Origin of the sequence: Streptomyces sp. NBC_00096, from assembly GCF_045041305.1 — a bacterium.
GTDB lineage: Bacteria > Actinomycetota > Actinomycetes > Streptomycetales > Streptomycetaceae > Streptomyces.
Genome location: NZ_CP108221.1, coordinates 2,729,504 through 2,745,566, shown reverse-complemented (window position 1 = coordinate 2,745,566; position 16,063 = coordinate 2,729,504). Strand labels below are relative to the sequence as shown.

The 16,063-nt window shown below is 72.3% G+C and carries 17 protein-coding genes; 8 read left to right on the top strand and 9 right to left on the bottom strand.

What is annotated here, in order from left to right:
- Window positions 1-79 precede the first annotated feature (79 nt).
- From OG904_RS11825 to OG904_RS11815, 3 genes are all read left to right on the top strand, one after another.
- Window positions 80-1,654 carry an APC family permease gene (locus OG904_RS11825; protein WP_405490058.1) on the top strand — a complete coding sequence of 525 codons (1,575 nt, stop codon included), beginning with the start codon at window positions 80-82 and terminating at the stop codon, window positions 1,652-1,654.
- Window positions 1,655-1,851: 197 nt separating this feature from the next.
- Window positions 1,852-2,148, top strand: coding sequence for a hypothetical protein (locus tag OG904_RS11820; protein ID WP_405490056.1), 297 nt, complete (start codon window positions 1,852-1,854; stop codon window positions 2,146-2,148).
- A 78-nt stretch (window positions 2,149-2,226) separates the two neighbouring features.
- Window positions 2,227-3,024, top strand: a complete 798-nt coding sequence (locus OG904_RS11815) for a DUF4239 domain-containing protein (protein ID WP_405490054.1) — start codon at window positions 2,227-2,229, stop codon at window positions 3,022-3,024.
- A gap of 42 nt (window positions 3,025-3,066) precedes the next feature.
- Here the strand turns inward: OG904_RS11815 and OG904_RS11810 are convergent, their stop codons facing one another.
- The 5 genes from OG904_RS11810 to OG904_RS11790 all read right to left on the bottom strand — a co-directional run bounded on the left by OG904_RS11810 (window position 3,067) and on the right by OG904_RS11790 (window position 6,590).
- The gene (locus OG904_RS11810) at window positions 3,067-3,465 is read right to left on the bottom strand and encodes a VOC family protein (protein ID WP_405490052.1); all 399 of its coding nucleotides are present in this window, start codon (window positions 3,463-3,465) and stop codon (window positions 3,067-3,069) included.
- Window positions 3,466-3,498: 33 nt separating this feature from the next.
- Window positions 3,499-4,443 carry a sigma-70 family RNA polymerase sigma factor gene (locus tag OG904_RS11805; RefSeq protein ID WP_405490050.1) on the bottom strand — a complete coding sequence of 315 codons (945 nt, stop codon included), beginning with the start codon at window positions 4,441-4,443 and terminating at the stop codon, window positions 3,499-3,501.
- Window positions 4,440-4,970 (bottom strand): hypothetical protein, encoded by a 531-nt coding sequence (locus tag OG904_RS11800; RefSeq protein ID WP_405490048.1) that lies wholly within the window; start codon window positions 4,968-4,970, stop codon window positions 4,440-4,442. The genes OG904_RS11805 and OG904_RS11800 overlap by 4 nt, the downstream gene beginning before the upstream one ends.
- Window positions 4,971-5,049: 79 nt before the next feature.
- Entirely contained in the window at window positions 5,050-5,688 is a 639-nt protein-coding gene (locus OG904_RS11795; protein ID WP_405490046.1) for a LysE family translocator, read from the bottom strand.
- Window positions 5,689-5,786: 98 nt separating this feature from the next.
- Window positions 5,787-6,590, bottom strand: a complete 804-nt coding sequence (locus OG904_RS11790) for a thioredoxin domain-containing protein (protein ID WP_405490044.1) — start codon at window positions 6,588-6,590, stop codon at window positions 5,787-5,789.
- A 271-nt stretch (window positions 6,591-6,861) separates the two neighbouring features.
- On the opposite strand from OG904_RS11790, the gene OG904_RS11785 reads away from it, so the two are divergent.
- Entirely contained in the window at window positions 6,862-8,577 is a 1,716-nt protein-coding gene (locus tag OG904_RS11785; RefSeq protein ID WP_405490042.1) for a lytic transglycosylase domain-containing protein, read from the top strand.
- A 62-nt stretch (window positions 8,578-8,639) separates the two neighbouring features.
- On the opposite strand, the gene OG904_RS11780 is transcribed toward OG904_RS11785, so the two are convergent.
- The 3 genes from OG904_RS11780 to OG904_RS11770 all read right to left on the bottom strand — a co-directional run bounded on the left by OG904_RS11780 (window position 8,640) and on the right by OG904_RS11770 (window position 10,619).
- Window positions 8,640-9,539 carry an alpha/beta fold hydrolase gene (locus tag OG904_RS11780; RefSeq protein ID WP_405490040.1) on the bottom strand — a complete coding sequence of 300 codons (900 nt, stop codon included), beginning with the start codon at window positions 9,537-9,539 and terminating at the stop codon, window positions 8,640-8,642.
- A complete protein-coding gene (locus OG904_RS11775; protein WP_405490038.1) occupies window positions 9,536-10,126 on the bottom strand; it encodes a TetR/AcrR family transcriptional regulator in 591 nt (196 codons plus the stop codon). Before OG904_RS11775 ends, OG904_RS11780 begins: the two co-directional genes overlap by 4 nt.
- A gap of 289 nt (window positions 10,127-10,415) precedes the next feature.
- Complete coding sequence (locus OG904_RS11770) at window positions 10,416-10,619, bottom strand: cold-shock protein (protein WP_405490036.1); 204 nt, start codon at window positions 10,617-10,619, stop codon at window positions 10,416-10,418.
- Between the two features lie 237 nt (window positions 10,620-10,856).
- On the opposite strand from OG904_RS11770, the gene OG904_RS11765 reads away from it, so the two are divergent.
- The 4 genes from OG904_RS11765 (at window position 10,857) to OG904_RS11750 (ending at window position 14,788) form a co-directional block, all read left to right on the top strand.
- On the top strand, window positions 10,857-11,720 hold the full coding sequence (locus tag OG904_RS11765; RefSeq protein ID WP_405490034.1) for a menaquinone biosynthetic enzyme MqnA/MqnD family protein: 864 nt from the start codon (window positions 10,857-10,859) through the stop codon (window positions 11,718-11,720).
- Window positions 11,721-12,000: 280 nt separating this feature from the next.
- Window positions 12,001-12,807, top strand: coding sequence for a prepilin peptidase (locus OG904_RS11760; protein ID WP_405490032.1), 807 nt, complete (start codon window positions 12,001-12,003; stop codon window positions 12,805-12,807).
- A 127-nt stretch (window positions 12,808-12,934) separates the two neighbouring features.
- Window positions 12,935-14,134: a cyclic dehypoxanthinyl futalosine synthase gene (gene mqnC, locus OG904_RS11755; protein ID WP_405490030.1), complete on the top strand. Its 1,200-nt coding sequence runs from the start codon at window positions 12,935-12,937 to the stop codon at window positions 14,132-14,134.
- A gap of 6 nt (window positions 14,135-14,140) precedes the next feature.
- Complete coding sequence (locus OG904_RS11750; protein ID WP_405490028.1) at window positions 14,141-14,788, top strand: imidazolonepropionase-like domain-containing protein; 648 nt, start codon at window positions 14,141-14,143, stop codon at window positions 14,786-14,788.
- Window positions 14,789-14,838: 50 nt separating this feature from the next.
- Here OG904_RS11750 and OG904_RS11745 read toward each other — a convergent pair whose 3' ends face one another.
- Window positions 14,839-15,741: a DUF3152 domain-containing protein gene (locus OG904_RS11745; RefSeq protein WP_405490026.1), complete on the bottom strand. Its 903-nt coding sequence runs from the start codon at window positions 15,739-15,741 to the stop codon at window positions 14,839-14,841.
- Window positions 15,742-16,063: the final 322 nt, after the last annotated feature.

The window sequence follows — 16,063 nt, the reverse complement described above, 5'->3', positions numbered from 1 at the left end:
TTCAAAGGTCATCCGGGGCCGTACGAACTGGACTTAAGCCCTCCAGATATGGAAAACGCAGCGTCTAACGTCCTTACCCATGACACAGCTGGACGTTCGGCCCCCGGTCGGAGACACGGTAAGCGGCGCCACCCGTCAGGGCGGCGCCGACGGCGATGTCCGCGGCAAGGGCCTGGGCAAGGGCTCCGTCGGCCTGGTGGGAAGCGCCGTCATCGGCATCTCCACCGTCGCCCCCGTCTACTGCCTGACCTCCACCCTCGGCTCCACCGCCGGTGAGGTCGGCGTGCAGATGCCGGCCGTCTTCCTGGCCGGCTTCCTGCCGATGCTGCTGGTCGCCTTCGCCTACCGCGAGCTCAACAAGGCCATGCCCGACTGCGGCACCTCCTTCACCTGGACCGTGAAGGCCTTCGGCCCGCGGATCGGCTGGATGTGCGGCTGGGGGCTGGTGATCGCCACGATCATCGTGCTCTCCAACCTGGCCGGCGTCGCCACCTCCTACTTCTGGCTGCTGGCCGGCGAGATCACGAACAACCCGGCGATCTCCGCCCTGGACGACAACAAGCTCGTCCACATCGCCACCTGCCTCACCCTCATCGCCGCCGCGACCGCCATCAGCTACCGCGGCATGACGGCCACCAAGGGCGTCCAGTACGCGCTCGTCGGCCTGCAGCTCGCCGTCCTCGCCATCTTCGTGGCGATGGCCTTCCAGAAGGCCTCGGCCGGCACCTTCGACACCGGCCCGGACTTCTCCTGGCAGTGGATGAACCCCTTCGCGGTCGAGTCCATGGCGGCCTTCACCGCCGGACTCTCGCTCTCGATCTTCATGTACTGGGGCTGGGACGCCTGCCTGGCCACCAACGAGGAGACCACCGGCTCCGCCAAGACCCCCGGCCGCGCCTCGCTCATCGCGATGGTCGTCCTGGTCGGCTCCTACCTGGCCACCGGCATCGCCGCCCAGATGGCCGTCGGCTCCGGCACCGTCGGCTTCGGCCTCGGCAACCCGGAGACCTCCGACAACGTCTTCGCCGCCCTCGCCGGCCCGGTGATGGGCCCGATGCTCGGCATCCTGCTCTTCGTCGCCGTCCTGGCCTCCGCGACGGCCTCCCTGCAGACCACCTTCATCCCGGTCGCCCGCACGGTCCTGGCCATGTCCACGTACGAGGCGCTGCCGCCCTCCTACGCCAAGGTCCACCCGAGGTTCAAGACCCCCGGCCGCGCCACCGTCATGGCGGGCGTCGCGACCGGCGTCTTCTACACCGTGATGACCCTGATCAGCGAGAACGTCCTGACCGACACGATCTTCGCGCTCGGCCTGATGATCTGCTTCTACTACTCGCTGACGGCCTTCGCCTGCGCCTGGTACTTCCGCGGCGAGCTGCGCCGCTCCACCCGCGACCTCTTCTTCAAGGGCCTCTTCCCGGTCCTGGGCGGCCTGCTCCTCGCCACCGTCTTCTTCAAGACCCTGATCGACATGTGGAACCCGTCGTACGGCTCCGGCTCCACGGTCCTCGGCGTCGGCAGCGTCTTCATCATCGGCGTCGGCCTGCTGGCCCTCGGCCTGGTCGTCATGTTCGTCACCGAACGCCGCAGCCCGGCCTTCTTCCGCGGCCGGGTCCTGACGAAGTCCACCCCGTCCCTGGTGGTCGAGGCCTGACCCGTTCTGCGCGCAACCCCCGCCGTGTCATACCCGTGGCCCCGGATCGATCCCCGATCCGGGGCCGCGGGCGTTGTCGTCCGAGGGTGCGCCGCCCGTCCCTTCCCCGCCCACGGGGAAGACCGCCCGCCGGCCGATTCGTGGAGCGCGTGGGGGTGCGGTGGTGACCGGGGGTCGGGCGGGTCGTTGGGCCGGGCATGAACGCCATCAAGCGCAGCATCGCCGCACTGGTCCTCTCCGGGGGCGCGGCCCTCGCCCTGACCCCCGCCGTCGCGCACGCCGCCGACGAGCCCGCCGTCCAGGGGCCCCCGATCACCCAGCGGGTCGGCGAGATCGTCGACCACCCCGCGGGCGCCGTCAAGGACGCGAAGACGGCGGTTGAGGTCACGGCCTCGGCCGCCGGGTCCGCATCGAAGGCCACCGACGCCTCGCTCACCGGAGCCGGGACGGCACTGTCCGCGGGGCTGCCGAAGCCCCCGAAGGTGCGCGGCTGACCGGACCCGGGCCGGCCCGCCGGCGGGAAGTACCCGCCCGGGGCGGCCCCTCCCGCCGGGGCGCTCGTTGAGCAGGACATGATCCTCTGGTTGCTCAATCACCTCAGCACCTCCCTCCTCGGCATCGTCCTCGTCGGCGGCTTCGTCGCCCTCGCCATCGGCGGCAGCCTGGCCGCGCGCCGCCGCTTCCCGCACCTCGCGGGCGGCGAGCACAACGAGATGGTCGGCGTGGCCCTGGGGATGTTCGGCGCGATCTACGGGATCATCCTGGCGTTCGTCGTCGTCACCCTGTGGACGCAGCTGGAGAACACCCAGAACATCGTCGCGAGCGAGGCCACCGACCTGGCCCTGGTCGTGCGCAGCGCGGAGGTCTTCCCGCCGGCCGAACGCGACCGCGTGGACCGGGCGGTGGGGGACTACGTCCACGCCGTCGTGGAGATCCAGTGGCCCCTCATGCGCGAGGGCCGCCCCAGCTACGAGGCCACCGCCGACCAGACGCACGCCCTGTACACGGCGCTCCAGGCCTACGAGCCCGCCGGCCCCCGCAGCGAGACCTTCTACGGGGAGGCCGCCGGCCGGCTCAACGACGTCGCGGCGCAGCGCCGGGCGCGGGTGACGATGGCCGAGACCGCGCTGCCGCCGCTGCTGCAGACCCTCGTGTACGGGGGCGCGCTGGTGATCCTCCCGCTGACCTTCCTCTTCGGACTGCGGAGCCTGAAGATGCAGCTGCTGTTCGTGTCGGCGGTGGCGGGGCTGATCGGCTTCAGCCTGCTGCTGGTGATGGCACTGGACCGGCCCTTCGCCGGGGACCTGAGCGTGAGCCCGGCGCCGTACAAGGAGGCCGCGCTGGCGCAGTTCTGGGGCCGGGCCGACTGATCCGTCCGCAGGCCGCGGGCTGCGGCCCGCGGCCCGCAGTCCTCAGCCCCAGGTGCGGGAGCAGAGGACGAGGCGGTAGCCGTCGGGGTCGGCGACGGTGATCCCGTACGTGTCCCAGTACGGGTTGTGGGAGGCCACGCGGGTCCCGCCGTGCTCGACGAGCCGGGCCACGAGGGCCTCGTCGGGGGGCTCGCCGAGGTAGACGACGAACAGGTCGTCGACGGTGGGGGACGGGGCCAGCGGCCGCTCGGGATCGTGGGTGAGCTCGAAGTGCCAACCGCCGCCGCCGGGGCCCACCATCACCAGGTCGTGCTCGCCGGAAACGCGCCCGGTGGTCCGCCAGAGCACGTCGAGCCCCAGCCCGTCCACGTAGAACCGCTCGGCGGCGGCGATGTCCAGGCTGGGCCGGGCGATCCGGACGTGGGTACGTGAATCGATCATGGGGCAGAGGGTACGGGCGGGGCCGCCCGCCCCTCAGCGGAGGGCGGTGAGGTCGAGGTCCCCCAGCCGCTCGGGGTCGGCGATCACGTCGATGGCCACGATCCGGCCGCCGGTGACCGTGAAGGCCATCACCGACATCAGGCGGTCCTCGACCACGCACACCACACCGGCCGCCCCGTTGACGAGCGCGGGCAGGACGAACGGGGCGAGGTTGCGGTACAGGGAGGCCTGCGAGGCCACGGTCCGGGCGCCGGTCAGGACCACCGTCTGGCGGGCCCGTGCGACGCCGCCGTCGGAGCGCAGGACGACGTCCGGGTCGAGCAGGGCGAGGAGCGCGTCGAAGTCGCCGTCACGGGTGGCCGCGAAGAACGCGCTGACCGCCTCGCGCTGGCGCGCGAGGTCCGGATCCGGCACGGGCGCCTGCCCCCGGACGCGGCGGCGCGCACGGCTGGCGAGCTGCCGGGCGGCCGCCGGGGTCCTGTCGATCATCGGGGCGATCTCGTCGAAGGGCACGGCGAACATGTCGTGCAGGACGAAGGCCAGCCGCTCCGCGGGGGCGAGGGACTCGAGGACCACCAGCAGCGCCAGCCCGACCGAGTCGGCCAGCAGGACCTGGTCCTGCGGGTCGACCGCACCCTCCCGGCTGATGACCGGATCGGGCATGCGGACCGGGTGGCCCGCGCCGCCCGGACGGCCCGTGCCGCGGGGGTGGTCCAGGCGGGCCTCCAGGGAGTCCTCGCGGCGCGTTTCGCGCGAGCGCAGCCCGTTCAGGCACAGCCGGGCCACGACCGTGGTCAGCCAGCCGCCGAGGTTCTCCACGTCACTGACGTCGGTGCGGCTCAGCCGCAGCCAGGCCTCCTGGACCGCGTCCTCGGCCTCGCTGATCGACCCGAGCATCCGGTAGGCCACGGCACGCAGGTGGGAGCGGTGCTCCTCGAAGCGGAGGGCGAGCAGCTCCTGACCGGGAAGATCCGTCATTTCCAGGGGTCCTTGGTGGGTATGCAGCCGAGGGCGCGCAGCTGGTTGTCGGTCTCCCGGAGGCCCTCGATGCCCCGGCCGATCTCCGCCCAGCCCTCGGCGGTCGTCTGCGCGGCCTTCGCCGGATCCGGCTGGACCACGCCGAGGCCCGAGGTGTTCAGCACGGTGGCGAGCCCGCTGGAGAGGTGCTGGCGGGCCTTCGTCCAGGTCTCGTGGGTCTTCTGGTCGGGGATGTAGGCGACGGTGTACCCCCGGGCCGCCTCCAGCCGGGCGGAGAGGTAGCCCAGGTCGATGTACGCCTCGTCGGCCTCGTGGCTGGACTGGGCGATCCGCGCCGCCGAGATCAGGTTGCCGAGCAGCTCGGAGCCCCCGGACTGGTACCACTGGATGACGCCCGCGCCGCTGCGCGTGGGCTCGGCCGAGGTGGCGGTGGGCACGGGTCTGAAGCTCACGTGCGTATCGGGCGCTGCGCTCTTGGCCTCACCGGAGCAGCCGGTGAGCAGGACGGCGCCGGCGGCGGCCGGCACGAGGAGTACGAGAGGTAAGCGGAGCGATCGGACGCGCATGGTTCCCCCTGGAACGGTCTTCGGGCGGTGCTTGCTTCGGTCAGTCCTTGCGCCCGGTGGCGGCGACGGTGACGCCGAGACCGATCATCGCGAGCCCGCCGGCCCCGCCGATCGCGGAGAGCCGCTTCGGCGAGCGCGAGAACCAGCCGCGGGCGGTGGCGGCGATCATGCCCCAAGTGCTGTCGCAGACCACGGCGATGAGGTTGAAGACCAGGCCGAGGAGCAGCATCTGTGCCGTGACGTGCCCCCGGTCGCGGTTCACGAACTGCGGGAGGACGGCCGCGAAGAACACGATGGTCTTCGGATTGGCCACCCCGACGGCGAAGCCCTCCCACAGGGAGCGCCAGGTCCCGTACTCGGCCGCGCCCGCCCCGGACTCCGCGCGCAGGGAGCGCCGCTGCCGGAAGGCCTTGACCCCCAGATGGACGAGGTAGGCGGCGCCCGCGAGCTTGAGCACGGTGAACACGAGCACCGACCGCTCGACCACCGAGCCCACGCCGAAGGCCACGGCGACGACGAGCACGTACGCCCCCAGCGTGTTGCCGGCCACGGTCGTCAGCACGGCCCGCCGCCCCTGGGACAGCGCCCGCCCGATGACGAAGAGCACGCTCGGCCCCGGGATCACGATCAGCAGCAGCGACATCGCGGCGAAGGCGAGCAGTCGGTCGGTGGACACCATGCGGTCATCGTTCCGGACGGCGGGCGGGAGGGGAAGGGGCGGCCGGGCACCGGCTCCGGCGCCGACGTCCGGCGTTCGGCCGCGCCCGCCGCGGGGCCCTACGGCTTGAGGTTCTCGGAGATCAGCTTCTTGAAGGCGTCCGGGGTGATCGAGTCGATCCCCTGGCCCGAGTTGACCGTCAGCTTCTTGCCGTTGATGGAGACGTCCGGGGTGCCCTGCATGTTCTGGTCGTAGAAGGCCTGGCCGACCTTCTCGACCCACGGCATGTAGGTCAGTTCCTTGACCGCCTTGTTGAAGCCGGGCGTGCGCAGACCCGGGACCTGGTCCGCGAGCTCCAGCAGGGTGGCCGTGGAGCCGAACTTGTCGTCCGATTCCTTCTCCGGGTGGTTCTTGTAGAGCACCTGGAGGTACTCCATGAACTTCTCCGGGCTCTCGTTCACCGCCGCGCCCAGGGCGTTGACCGCGCGCTTGGAGCCCTTGCCGCTGCCCATCGCCTTGTCCAGGAACGTGGCGAAGTGGTACTCGACGCGGTAGGTGCCCGCGTCCGCCTGCTCCTTGATGGTCCGGCCGAGGCCGATCTCCACGCCCGCGCAGTAGGGGCAGCGCGGGTCGAGCCAGACGGAGAGGACGTTCTTCGCGTCGGCCTTGCCGTACGGGACCACGATCCCGTCCTTGCCGGTGGTGTTGGCCGGCTGGACGAACGGCTTGCCGGCGGCCTCGTCGCCGGAGCCCGAGGAGTTCGCCGCGTAGAGACCGATGCCGACCGCGATGGCCAGTACGGCGACCAGCGAGCCGCCGATGAGCACGCGTCCGCGCACCTTCGCGCGCCGGGCCTGCGCCTCGCGTTCCTCGCGGAGCCGCTCGCGGGCCTCTCGTCGCTGGTCCTTCTTGCTGGTTGCCATCCAGCAAGGATAAAGGCCATAGATCGGCCAAACATGTGCCATTGGGGCAGATAGGGCAGGGCCCTAAGGCCCTGGTCGGATTCAGGACGGGGTCCCGGTGAAGTCGAGACGAATGGAGGGGCGCATCTCCCGGGGCGACGGTGAGTTGCGTCGAAAGACCTGATAGACAGTTAACATCCACGGCCCGATCGGTCGCGCGTGGAGCAAGATGTGACGTTTTTACGTTTTACGGGGGCCTCGACCGGCCACCGTCTGGGGGGATTGCCGCACTGTGAAGCCACTTCACCGTCACCTCGTCAACACCTCGCGCAAAGTCATGTGCACGGCCGCCCTCGCGGCCAGCCTGACCACCGCCGCGGTCGTGACCAACACGCCGATCGCGGGCGCCGGGGAGGCCGAACCGACCCCCGACAGCCCGCAGGCCACCGACCGCGGCGACGCCCGGCTGGAACTGCCCGACCTGGTCGCCGACCCGCCGCCGCCCGGTGCCACCAGCCCCGAGGGAGCCGTCGCCGGGATACCCGCGACCGCCCTCGACGCGTACAGGCGCGCCGAGACCTCGGTGGCCGCCGCGCTCCCCGGCTGCCGCCTGCCCTGGCAGCTGCTCGCGGGCATAGGCCGGACCGAGTCCGTGCACGCCTCCGGCTACGGGCTCAAGGCGGACGGGTACACCGAGAAGCCGATCCGCGGGCCGCGCCTGGACGGCAACGGCTTCGCCGAGATCAAGGACACCGACAAGGGCGAGTGGGACGCGGACGCCGTGTACGACCGCGCGGTCGGCCCGATGCAGTTCATCCCCTCCACCTGGCGGACCTGGGGCGCCGACGGCAACGGCGACGGCAAGCGCGACCCGAACAACATCTACGACGCCACGCTGGGCGCGGGCCTCTACCTGTGCGCGGGCGGCCGTGACCTCTCCGACGCCGCCCAGCTCGACAAGGCGGTCCTCAGCTACAACAACTCGCGCGAGTACGTGAAGACCGTGCTCGGGTACATGCGGCAGTACCAGGCCGGGGCCGGTGTCACACCGGTGCCGAACCCGCCAGCTGGCAGCTACCCGACGCCCAACCCGCCGGTCCTGCCGACGCCGCCGACCCCGCCCGCGCCCAGGCCGCCGACGCCGCCCACCCCGAAGCCGACGCCGACGCCCACTCCGACGCCCACCCCCACCCCGACCCCGACGCCCACTCCGCCGCCCGCGCGCCTGGACAAGCTGGTGACGGTCGGCTCCGCCGAGCTCACCGCCGAGGCCGGGACCGTCTTCGCGCAGGCTCCGCAGATCAAGGCGCTGCTCAGCGACGGCAAGCCGGCCACCGACCAGGTGATCGTGGTGTCGGTCGAGCAGGACACCACCGGCCGCACCCTCTTCGCGGCCGACGGCAAGGAGTTCGCGGTCCTGCACACGGACGCCCAGGGCCTGGTCAAGGTGCCGAAGCTGAAGGCGGGCGCCATGGCGGGCACCTTCGTCCTGCGCGCCACGGGCTACGCCACCGCCAGCGAGGTCTCCGTACGGATCACCGGCAAGGTGACCCCGGCGAAGCCCGTACCCGTCCCGGAGGCGGACCAGCTGGTCCGCGGCGGGGCGGACGCGGACAAGCCGATCGTCGCCGTGACCGGTGACGCGATCAAGGGCGTGGAGTTCCTGGCGACGGCGAAGGACAAGCCGGTCGCCGGGGCGAAGGCCACGGCCGGGTTCGGGACGAAGGGCGAGGACGGCAAGTGGGTCCCGGCCGACCCCGAGAAGGCGGGCACGACCCCGTACTTCCTGGACGAGGAAGGCAAGAAGCTCACGGAGCTGGCGCTCCCGGCGACCGGGGCGGACGGCAGGATCGTGCTGCCGGAGCTGTCCACCACGGGCGTCGCCCCGGGCACGTACACGCTGCGCGTGCGGATCTCGGAGAAGGTGGTCCTCTTCGTGGACATCACCGTCACCGAGGCCAAGCCGCCGGTCACCGACCCGCCGGCCCGGCCCGCGCGGAAGTCCTGACCCTCGGGCGCGGCCGGTGTGACCGTCCCGGCCGCGCCCGAGCCCCGTACGTCCCTGCGCTCCTACGTCCCTGAGCTCTTAGGTCCCTGCGCCCGGAAGGTCTTCCGCAGGAGCGCGCCGAACTCGGCCGGATGCGTGGTCAGCCCGGTGTGCCCGCCGGGGAAGTGCAGGAGCTCCGTGCCCAGCCGTCCGGCCAGGAACGCGGCCGGACGGTAGGGCAGCTCGCCGCGCGAGTCCCGGCCGCCGGCGAGCACGAGCCGGTCCGACAGCGCCGCCAGCCGGTCGAGGGCAGGGGCGTAGGCCATGAAGCGCGGCACGATGCGCCCGAGGAAGTAGGGCAGGTTGGCCATGGTCCGCCCGGCCCGCGCGGCCGCCTGCGGCGGGAGGACCGTCCCGGCCGGCGGTGCGGGGGCGTCGGCGGAGCTCTGCTCCTCCGCCGCATCCTCCCCGGGATCCTCCTTCTTCTTCAGACCGGCGGCGAACAGGGCCATGGCCGGCATGAGCCCCTGCTCCTCGAACGCCTCCCGGACGCGGGCGAGGAGCACGCGGTGCTCGGCGGCGTCCGGCAGGACCTCCACCACCGGCGGCTCGTGCGCCACGAGGCGTGCCACGCGTTCGGGGTGGGCGGTGAGCAGGTGCAGGGCTGCGATCGCGCCCGAGCTGGAGCCGAACACCCTGGCGGGAGCGCCGGGTGAGAGCAGCTCCAGCAGCCGGAACGCGTCGTCGGCGTGCTCGGCCACGAGCTGTTCGGCCCCGGGGTCGTCCAGGGTGCTCCCGGAGATGCCGCGCGGATCGTAGGCCGCGACCGTGTACTCGGCGGCCAGGTCGTCGGCGATCCCGTCGAAGGCCGCCGCCCCGCCCGCCCCGCCGGGGATCAGCAGCAGGAGCGGGCCCCGGCCGCGCACTTCGTAGTGCAGGGTCGCGCCGCTCACGCGCAGGGTGCCGGTGGTCGGCGTACTCATCGCGACTCTCCCCGGGGGGTGGGCCAGTGCTCCAGGAGGACGTGCAGGGCGTCGAGGGCGCGGACCCAGGAGTCCTGCGGGGCGCGCTCGTGTCCGAACCCGCCGGTGGCTTCCAGCGCGACGAACCCGTGGAACGTGCTGCGCAGCAGCCGGACGGCGTCGGTCAGGTCGGGCTCGGGGAGTCCGTAGCCGCGCAGCATGCCGTAGGTCAGCTGGACGGCGCGGCGCGGTCCGGGGGCCTTCGCGGCGAGTTCGGGGTCGATCCGGATCCGGGTCTGGGTCGCCGCGTAGCGGCCCGGGTGCTGGTGGGCGTACTCCCGCCAGGCGTTGGCGAACGCGACCAGTGCGTCCTTGCCCGCCAGTCCGGTGGTCGCCTCCGCGATGCGGATGGTCTTCTCGTCCGCGGCCAGCAGGGCGATCCGTCCGCGGAGGTCCTCCAGGCTGCGGACGTGGCCGTACAGACTGGCGTCCTTCACGCCGAGCCTGCGCGCCACCCGCGCCATGGTCACCTGATCGAGCCCGGCCTCGTCCGCCAGCTCTGCTCCCGCGACGGTCACCCGCTCCACCGTCAGCCCTGCCCGCACCATGCGCGTCTCCGTTCCTAGGATTCCTAGTCTGAACCTAGGCTTCCTAGGGCCGCAATCGAATATGAGCGAAGGCGGGGCCGGGGCCTCCTCCTGGGGCTCCGTCCCGGACCCCGCGCCTCAAACGCAGGCGGGGCTGGATTTTCGGACTCCTGAGGCCGGGGGCGCTGCCCTGGGGCGGGTCGAGGCCCGTCCGGGGCAAAAGGCAGGAGCCCCGTCGACTCTGCTCGCGCAGAGAAGACAGGGCTCCTTGGGTACTGCATATCCAACCGCGATTGGTTGGCCCAGGCGACTAGGCCGGGACGACGTTCTCCGCCTGCGGGCCCTTCGGACCCTGGGTGACGTCGAAGGTCACCGGCTGGTTCTCCTCGAGGGAGCGGAAGCCGGAGGCGTTGATCGCGGAGTAGTGGACGAAGACATCCGGGCCGCCGCCGTCCTGGGCGATGAAGCCGAAGCCCTTTTCAGCGTTGAACCACTTGACGGTTCCGGTAGCCATGAGCCCTCCTATGGGCCAAAGGGTCGCCCTGCTCCAGAACCTGCTAAGAAGTCTGAAAACTACAAAAGCCTGCGGGTCACATTCTCCGCAGGCCTCGTACTGCAAGGGAAACCAAACTGCAACTTGCGACGAGCCTAGCACGTACCCTGCGGCCGGGACCAGAGGGAAAGATCACGTCACTCGGACGTTTGAGACCCGCCAGACGGCTGACGGTGACACGGGGGCTAGTCTCGCGATGTGGACGTCTATCGCAGCCGGCCCCGCGTCGGCCACATTCAGTTCCTGAACTGCCTGCCCCTCTACTGGGGGCTGGCCAGAACCGGCACGCTGCTGGACCTGGAGCTGACCAAGGACACCCCGGAGAAGCTCAGCGCGAGCCTCGTCCAGGGCGGCCTGGACATCGGCCCGATCACCCTCGTGGAGTTCCTCCGCAACGCGGACGAGCTCGTCGCCTTCCCCGACCTCGCGGTCGGCTGCGACGGCCCCGTCATGTCCTGCGTGATCGTCTCGCAGGTCCCCCTGGAGCAGCTGGACGGCGCCCGCGTCGCCCTCGGATCCACCTCGCGAACGTCAGTGCGCCTGGCCCAGCTGCTCCTCTCGGAGAAGTACGGGGTCCAGCCCGACTACTACACCTGCCCGCCCGACCTGGGGCTGATGATGCAGGAGGCGGACGCGGCGGTGCTGATCGGCGACGCCGCGCTGCGCGCCTCGCTGCACGACGCGCCCCGGCTCGGGCTCGCCGTCCACGACCTGGGGACGATGTGGAAGGAGTGGACCGGACTGCCGTTCGTCTTCGCCGTCTGGGCCGCCCGGAAGGACTACCTGGAGCGTGAGCCCGGCGTCGTGCGCAAGGTCCACGAGGCCTTCCTCGCCTCCCGGGACGTGTCCCTGGAGGAGGTCGGCAAGGTCGCCGAGCAGGCGGCCCGCTGGGAGGCCTTCGACGCGGAACTGCTGGAGCGGTACTTCACCACGCTCGACTTCCGCTTCGGGCCGGATCAACTGGCCGGCGTACGGGAATTCGCGCGACGGACGGGACCGACGACGGGCTATGCGCCGGATGTGACCGTGGAGCTTCTGCCGATGGCCGCGCAAGGGTATTAGCGGGGCTTATGGCGCATTCGCCTTTCCGTATGCCGGAACCCCGGAATGCGGGAATGCCGGGAAGGCGAATGCGGCCCTGCCGCTCACCGGGAATGCCCTCCCCTTTCCCGTCCGGTTCGCGGGAGCGCGTGCGGCCGTCGGCTTCTTGAGGGGGCCGGGGGACGCTGCTAGCGTGCGTCGCCAAGTCACGGGGTGCGGGGCTGTGCGGGGCGGGGGCGTCGAATGGGGATCCGGGAACGCGCGGGCACACCGGGCCGCGGGCGTGCGGTGGCGGGCTGAGGTGGGCATCACGCTGTTCGTCGCCGGGGTCACGCTCTGGGGCGCGGTGACGGGCATGCTCCTGCCCCGCGCCGCCTACCGCCTCTCGGTCGACGCGGGCAGCGCCTGGCGCTCGGCCTGCCCGGCGGGGCACCCCCTGACCGGCCCGGCCGGGGGCTGGCTGGGGCGCGGCACCTGCCCGCACTGCCCGTCCGGCCCCCCTGCCGCCACCGAGCGCGCGGAGACCCGCAGCGGACGGCGCGCCGCCGTCTACGCGCCCGCGGGCGGGCCCGTACTCGCCACCACCCTGGTCTGCCTCGCCCTCGGGGCCGGGGTCGGCGCCCGCCCCGAGCTGGTCGCCTGGCTGCTCCTGGCCCCCCTCACCGTGCTGCTCTGCCTCGTCGACCGGGCCGTGCACCGGCTGCCCGACGTACTGACCCTCCCGCTCGCCGCCACGACCGCCGCCGCCCTCGGGGCGGCCTCCCTGTCCGGGGACGCCGGCGGATCCTGGCCGCGCGCCCTGCTCGGCGGGCTCGTCCTCGGCGCCTGCTACTTCCTCCTCTTCCTCATCAACCCCCGCGGCATGGGCTTCGGCGACGTCAAGCTCGCCCTCGCCGTCGGGCAGGTCCTCGGCTGGTACGGGTGGCCCGTGCTGTTCGCGGGCACCCTCGCGGCCTTCCTCGCGGGCGCCGTGCACGGCCTCACCCTGATCGCCCTGCGCCGGGCGGACCGCACGAGCCCGATCCCCTTCGGCCCCTTCATGGCGGGCGGCGCACTGGCCGGCGTCATGTACGCGGGCCTCGGCCTCGGCGCCGGCCTGGGCTTCTGAGGCGGGGAGGCGGCGGCCGCCCACCGCCCGCAGGGCCTCCGGGCGGTGGCCGGCAGGGCCTGGCGTAGGCTGGATCGGTCCGGAACCTTGACACAGCCGAACGACACAGCCGAAAGGTGACGCACCGGTGACCGACCAGGCCGCTCTCCAGTCTGTCCTCGACCGAGCCGCCGCGGGGGGCCGGATCACCAGGGAAGAGGCGCTCGACCTCTACCGCCACGCTCCGCTGCACGCCCTCGGCCAGGCAGCCGACGCCGCGCGCCGGTTGCGCTACGCCGGTACGGAGCACATCGCGACGTACATCATCGAGCGCAACATCAACTACACCAACGTGTGCGTCACGGCGTGCAAGTTCTGCGCCTTCTACGCGGCCCCCAAGGACACCAAGAAGGGCTGGTCCCGCGACCTCGACGACATCCTGCGCCGCTGCGCGGAGACCGTCGAACTGGGTGGCACACAGATCATGTTCCAGGGCGGTCACCACCCCGACTACGGCGTCGAGTACTACGAGCACCACTTCTCCGCCATCAAGCAGGCCTACCCGCAGCTGGTCATCCACTCCCTCGGCGCCTCCGAGGTCGAGCACATGGCCCGGATCTCGAAGGTCTCGGCCGAGGAAGCGATCAAGCGCATCCACGCCGCCGGCCTCGACTCCTTCGCGGGCGCCGGCGCCGAGCTGCTCCCGGAGCGGCCGCGCAAGGCGATCGCCCCGCTCAAGGAGTCCGGCGAGCGCTGGCTGGAGATCATGGAGATCGCCCACGGGCTGGGCGTGGAGTCCACCTCCACCATGCTGATGGGCACCGGCGAGACCAACGCCGAGCGCATCGAGCACATCGCGATGATCCGGGACACCCAGGACCGTACGGGAGGCTTCCGCGCCTTCATCCCGTACACCTACCAGCCCGAGAACAACCACCTCAAGGGCCGGACCCAGGCGACCGTCTTCGAGTACCTGCGCATGATCGCCATCGCCCGGCTCTTCCTCGACAACATCGCCCACATCCAGGGCTCCTGGCTCACCGTCGGCAAGGAGGCGGGCCAGCTCTCGCTGCACTACGGCGCCGACGACCTCGGTTCGATCATGCTGGAGGAGAACGTCGTCTCCTCGGCCGGTGCCAAGCACCGCTCCAACCGCATGGAGATCATCGACCTGATCCGCAAGGCGGGCCGCGTCCCGGCGCAGCGCGCGACGACGTACGAGCACCTGCTCGTGCACGAGGACCCGGCGAACGACCCGGTCGACGACCGCGTGGTCTCGCACATCTCCTCCACCGCCATCGAGGGCGGCACGGCCCACCCCGAGCTGAAGCTCATCTCCTCGAACTGACGCGCCGTGCTGACGATCCACACCGCTGACCTCCTCGTCACCGGATCCTCCGGATCCGCGCCGCTGCCCGGCGGCGCGGTCCTGGTCGAGGGCGACCGCATCGCCCGCGTGGGCCCGTACGAGGAGCTCGCCGCGGCCTATCCGCACGCGCGGGCCCGCCGCTGGCCCGGAGTGCTGACCCCGGGTCTGCTGGTGCGCGGCGGCGACGAGCTGCTGGAGCGCACGTACTACCCGGACGACCCGTACGAGATCACCGAGCTCGGGACCGAACCGATCAGCGGCGTCGGGGCGCTGGCCGACCTCAAGATGACCGAGGCCCGCTGGGGCAACAGCGCCCGGCGCGCCACGCAGAAGCTCCTCGCGCGCGGGGTGGTCGCGGTGGCCGGCCGTTTCGCGATCCCGGCCGTGCGGACGGCGGTGGTCCGCTCCGGACTCACCGTCCTGCCGCCCGCCCCCTACGAGGGCCCGGCCGCCCTGGACCCGCTCGCCGGGCTGAGCGCCGCCGAGGAGGCCTTCCACGGGATCCTGGAGTCGGGAGCCCCGGCCCGCTTCGCGGCCTTCGCCGTGTCCGGACCGGCGGAACTGCTGGAGCGGGGCCCCACCACCTGCGTGGCCACGGTCATCGGCGGCAGGCTGCTGCACCGCCGCCGCTGAGCGGGCGCCGCCCAGGCCCGGGCACGGCTCGGGGGAGTCCCGGGCGCGGCTCAGGGGACGGCCGGGCCCTTCGTGTAGTTCCCCTGCGCGTCGTACGGCCAGGCGTTGGACCGGCAGCCCAGCAGGCCCTTGATCTGCTGCATCATCGCGGGCGCGGGCTGCCCCGGTCCGGGGCAGGTCTCGTGTCCGTGGCCCAGTTCGTGGCCCACCTCGTGATTGATGATCAGTGCCCGGTAGTCGGCGGGCGGCCCGTCGAACTGCGGCGAACCGAGCAGCCAGCGCCGGAGGTTGACGATCACTTCGTGACCGGCGCGGCAGTTCGTCTCGCCCTTCAGCTCCGCGGTCACCACCTCGCACATCCGGTCGGTGGTGGCCGGCGTGGCTATCCGTACGGTGAACTCCACCGGCCCGGACCCCGTCAGCCGGAACGCGACCTTGGGATCGGCGATCCAGCCGCGCCGGTCGCCCAGGACGGCGTCGACGGAGCGCGCGGCCTCGTCCGGGTCGATCCCCGTGCCGTCCTCGGCCTCGACGCGGTAGCGCCGTACCGTGCCGGAACCGTGTACGGGCCCCGAGGCGGTGGAGGCCCGGAAGGTGCCGGGCCCGGTCTCGGGGACCGGGGCCGGGCCCGGGGCGGTGCCCGGGGCCGGCGGGGACGCCACCACGGGCGACTGCGACACCGGCGGTGGCGGCGTGGGTACGGTCACGGGCGCGGCGGGTTCGGGCGGCCCGGACCTCGGCGTCGACGGGGCGGCGAGCTCCGCACCCGGGTCGGCGTCCCGGGGCAGCAGCCCCGCCACCAGGGCCACCGCGACGACGGCTCCCGAGCACAGCAGCAGCGGGAGCACGATCCGTGCGGGCTTGCGGCGGCCACCTCGGCGGCCGCGGCGGCCGCCGCCCCGGGCAGGGGTGGTGGTGCGGGGGGTGGGGCGTGAGGTGCGATGTTTCGGCATGACTGGTTCCATGATCACGCGGAAGTGAGCCGTGCGGCGAGCCGCATCCGCTCCTCCAGCTGTTTCCCGGCGAGGGCGAGTACCTCCGCGTTCTGCTCGATCAGCCGTTTCCGGTAGGCGGCTTCCTTGCTCTACCAGACGTCCGTGAGCCCGGAACGTTGCTTGCGGACCACGTCTTGCCGGCGGTTGTGACGGGCGCCACGCGCGCGGACCGTTCCCTGATCGCCTCTTGTGCGCGCCCGGGCACGGCCCCCGGCGGCCCCCGGCGGCCGGGGCGGGCGGGCGCGGGGGAGGGCGGGCCTGCGAGAATGAGGGTGCACCC

Excerpts from the sequence above, each read along its gene's own strand:
- OG904_RS11770 (WP_405490036.1), bottom strand. The coding sequence starts at position 10,619 with ATGGCTACCGGAACCGTCAAGTGGTTCAACGCTGAAAAGGGCTTCGGC.
- OG904_RS11820 (WP_405490056.1), top strand. The coding sequence starts at position 1,852 with ATGAACGCCATCAAGCGCAGCATCGCCGCACTGGTCCTCTCCGGGGGC.
- OG904_RS11745 (WP_405490026.1), bottom strand. The coding sequence starts at position 15,741 with ATGCCGAAACATCGCACCTCACGCCCCACCCCCCGCACCACCACCCCT.
- OG904_RS11810 (WP_405490052.1), bottom strand. The coding sequence starts at position 3,465 with ATGATCGATTCACGTACCCACGTCCGGATCGCCCGGCCCAGCCTGGAC.
- OG904_RS11780 (WP_405490040.1), bottom strand. The coding sequence starts at position 9,539 with ATGAGTACGCCGACCACCGGCACCCTGCGCGTGAGCGGCGCGACCCTG.
- OG904_RS11775 (WP_405490038.1), bottom strand. The coding sequence starts at position 10,126 with ATGGTGCGGGCAGGGCTGACGGTGGAGCGGGTGACCGTCGCGGGAGCA.
- OG904_RS11805 (WP_405490050.1), bottom strand. The coding sequence starts at position 4,443 with ATGACGGATCTTCCCGGTCAGGAGCTGCTCGCCCTCCGCTTCGAGGAG.
- OG904_RS11815 (WP_405490054.1), top strand. The coding sequence starts at position 2,227 with ATGATCCTCTGGTTGCTCAATCACCTCAGCACCTCCCTCCTCGGCATC.
- OG904_RS11790 (WP_405490044.1), bottom strand. The coding sequence starts at position 6,590 with ATGGCAACCAGCAAGAAGGACCAGCGACGAGAGGCCCGCGAGCGGCTC.
- OG904_RS11825 (WP_405490058.1), top strand. The coding sequence starts at position 80 with ATGACACAGCTGGACGTTCGGCCCCCGGTCGGAGACACGGTAAGCGGC.
- OG904_RS11795 (WP_405490046.1), bottom strand. The coding sequence starts at position 5,688 with ATGGTGTCCACCGACCGACTGCTCGCCTTCGCCGCGATGTCGCTGCTG.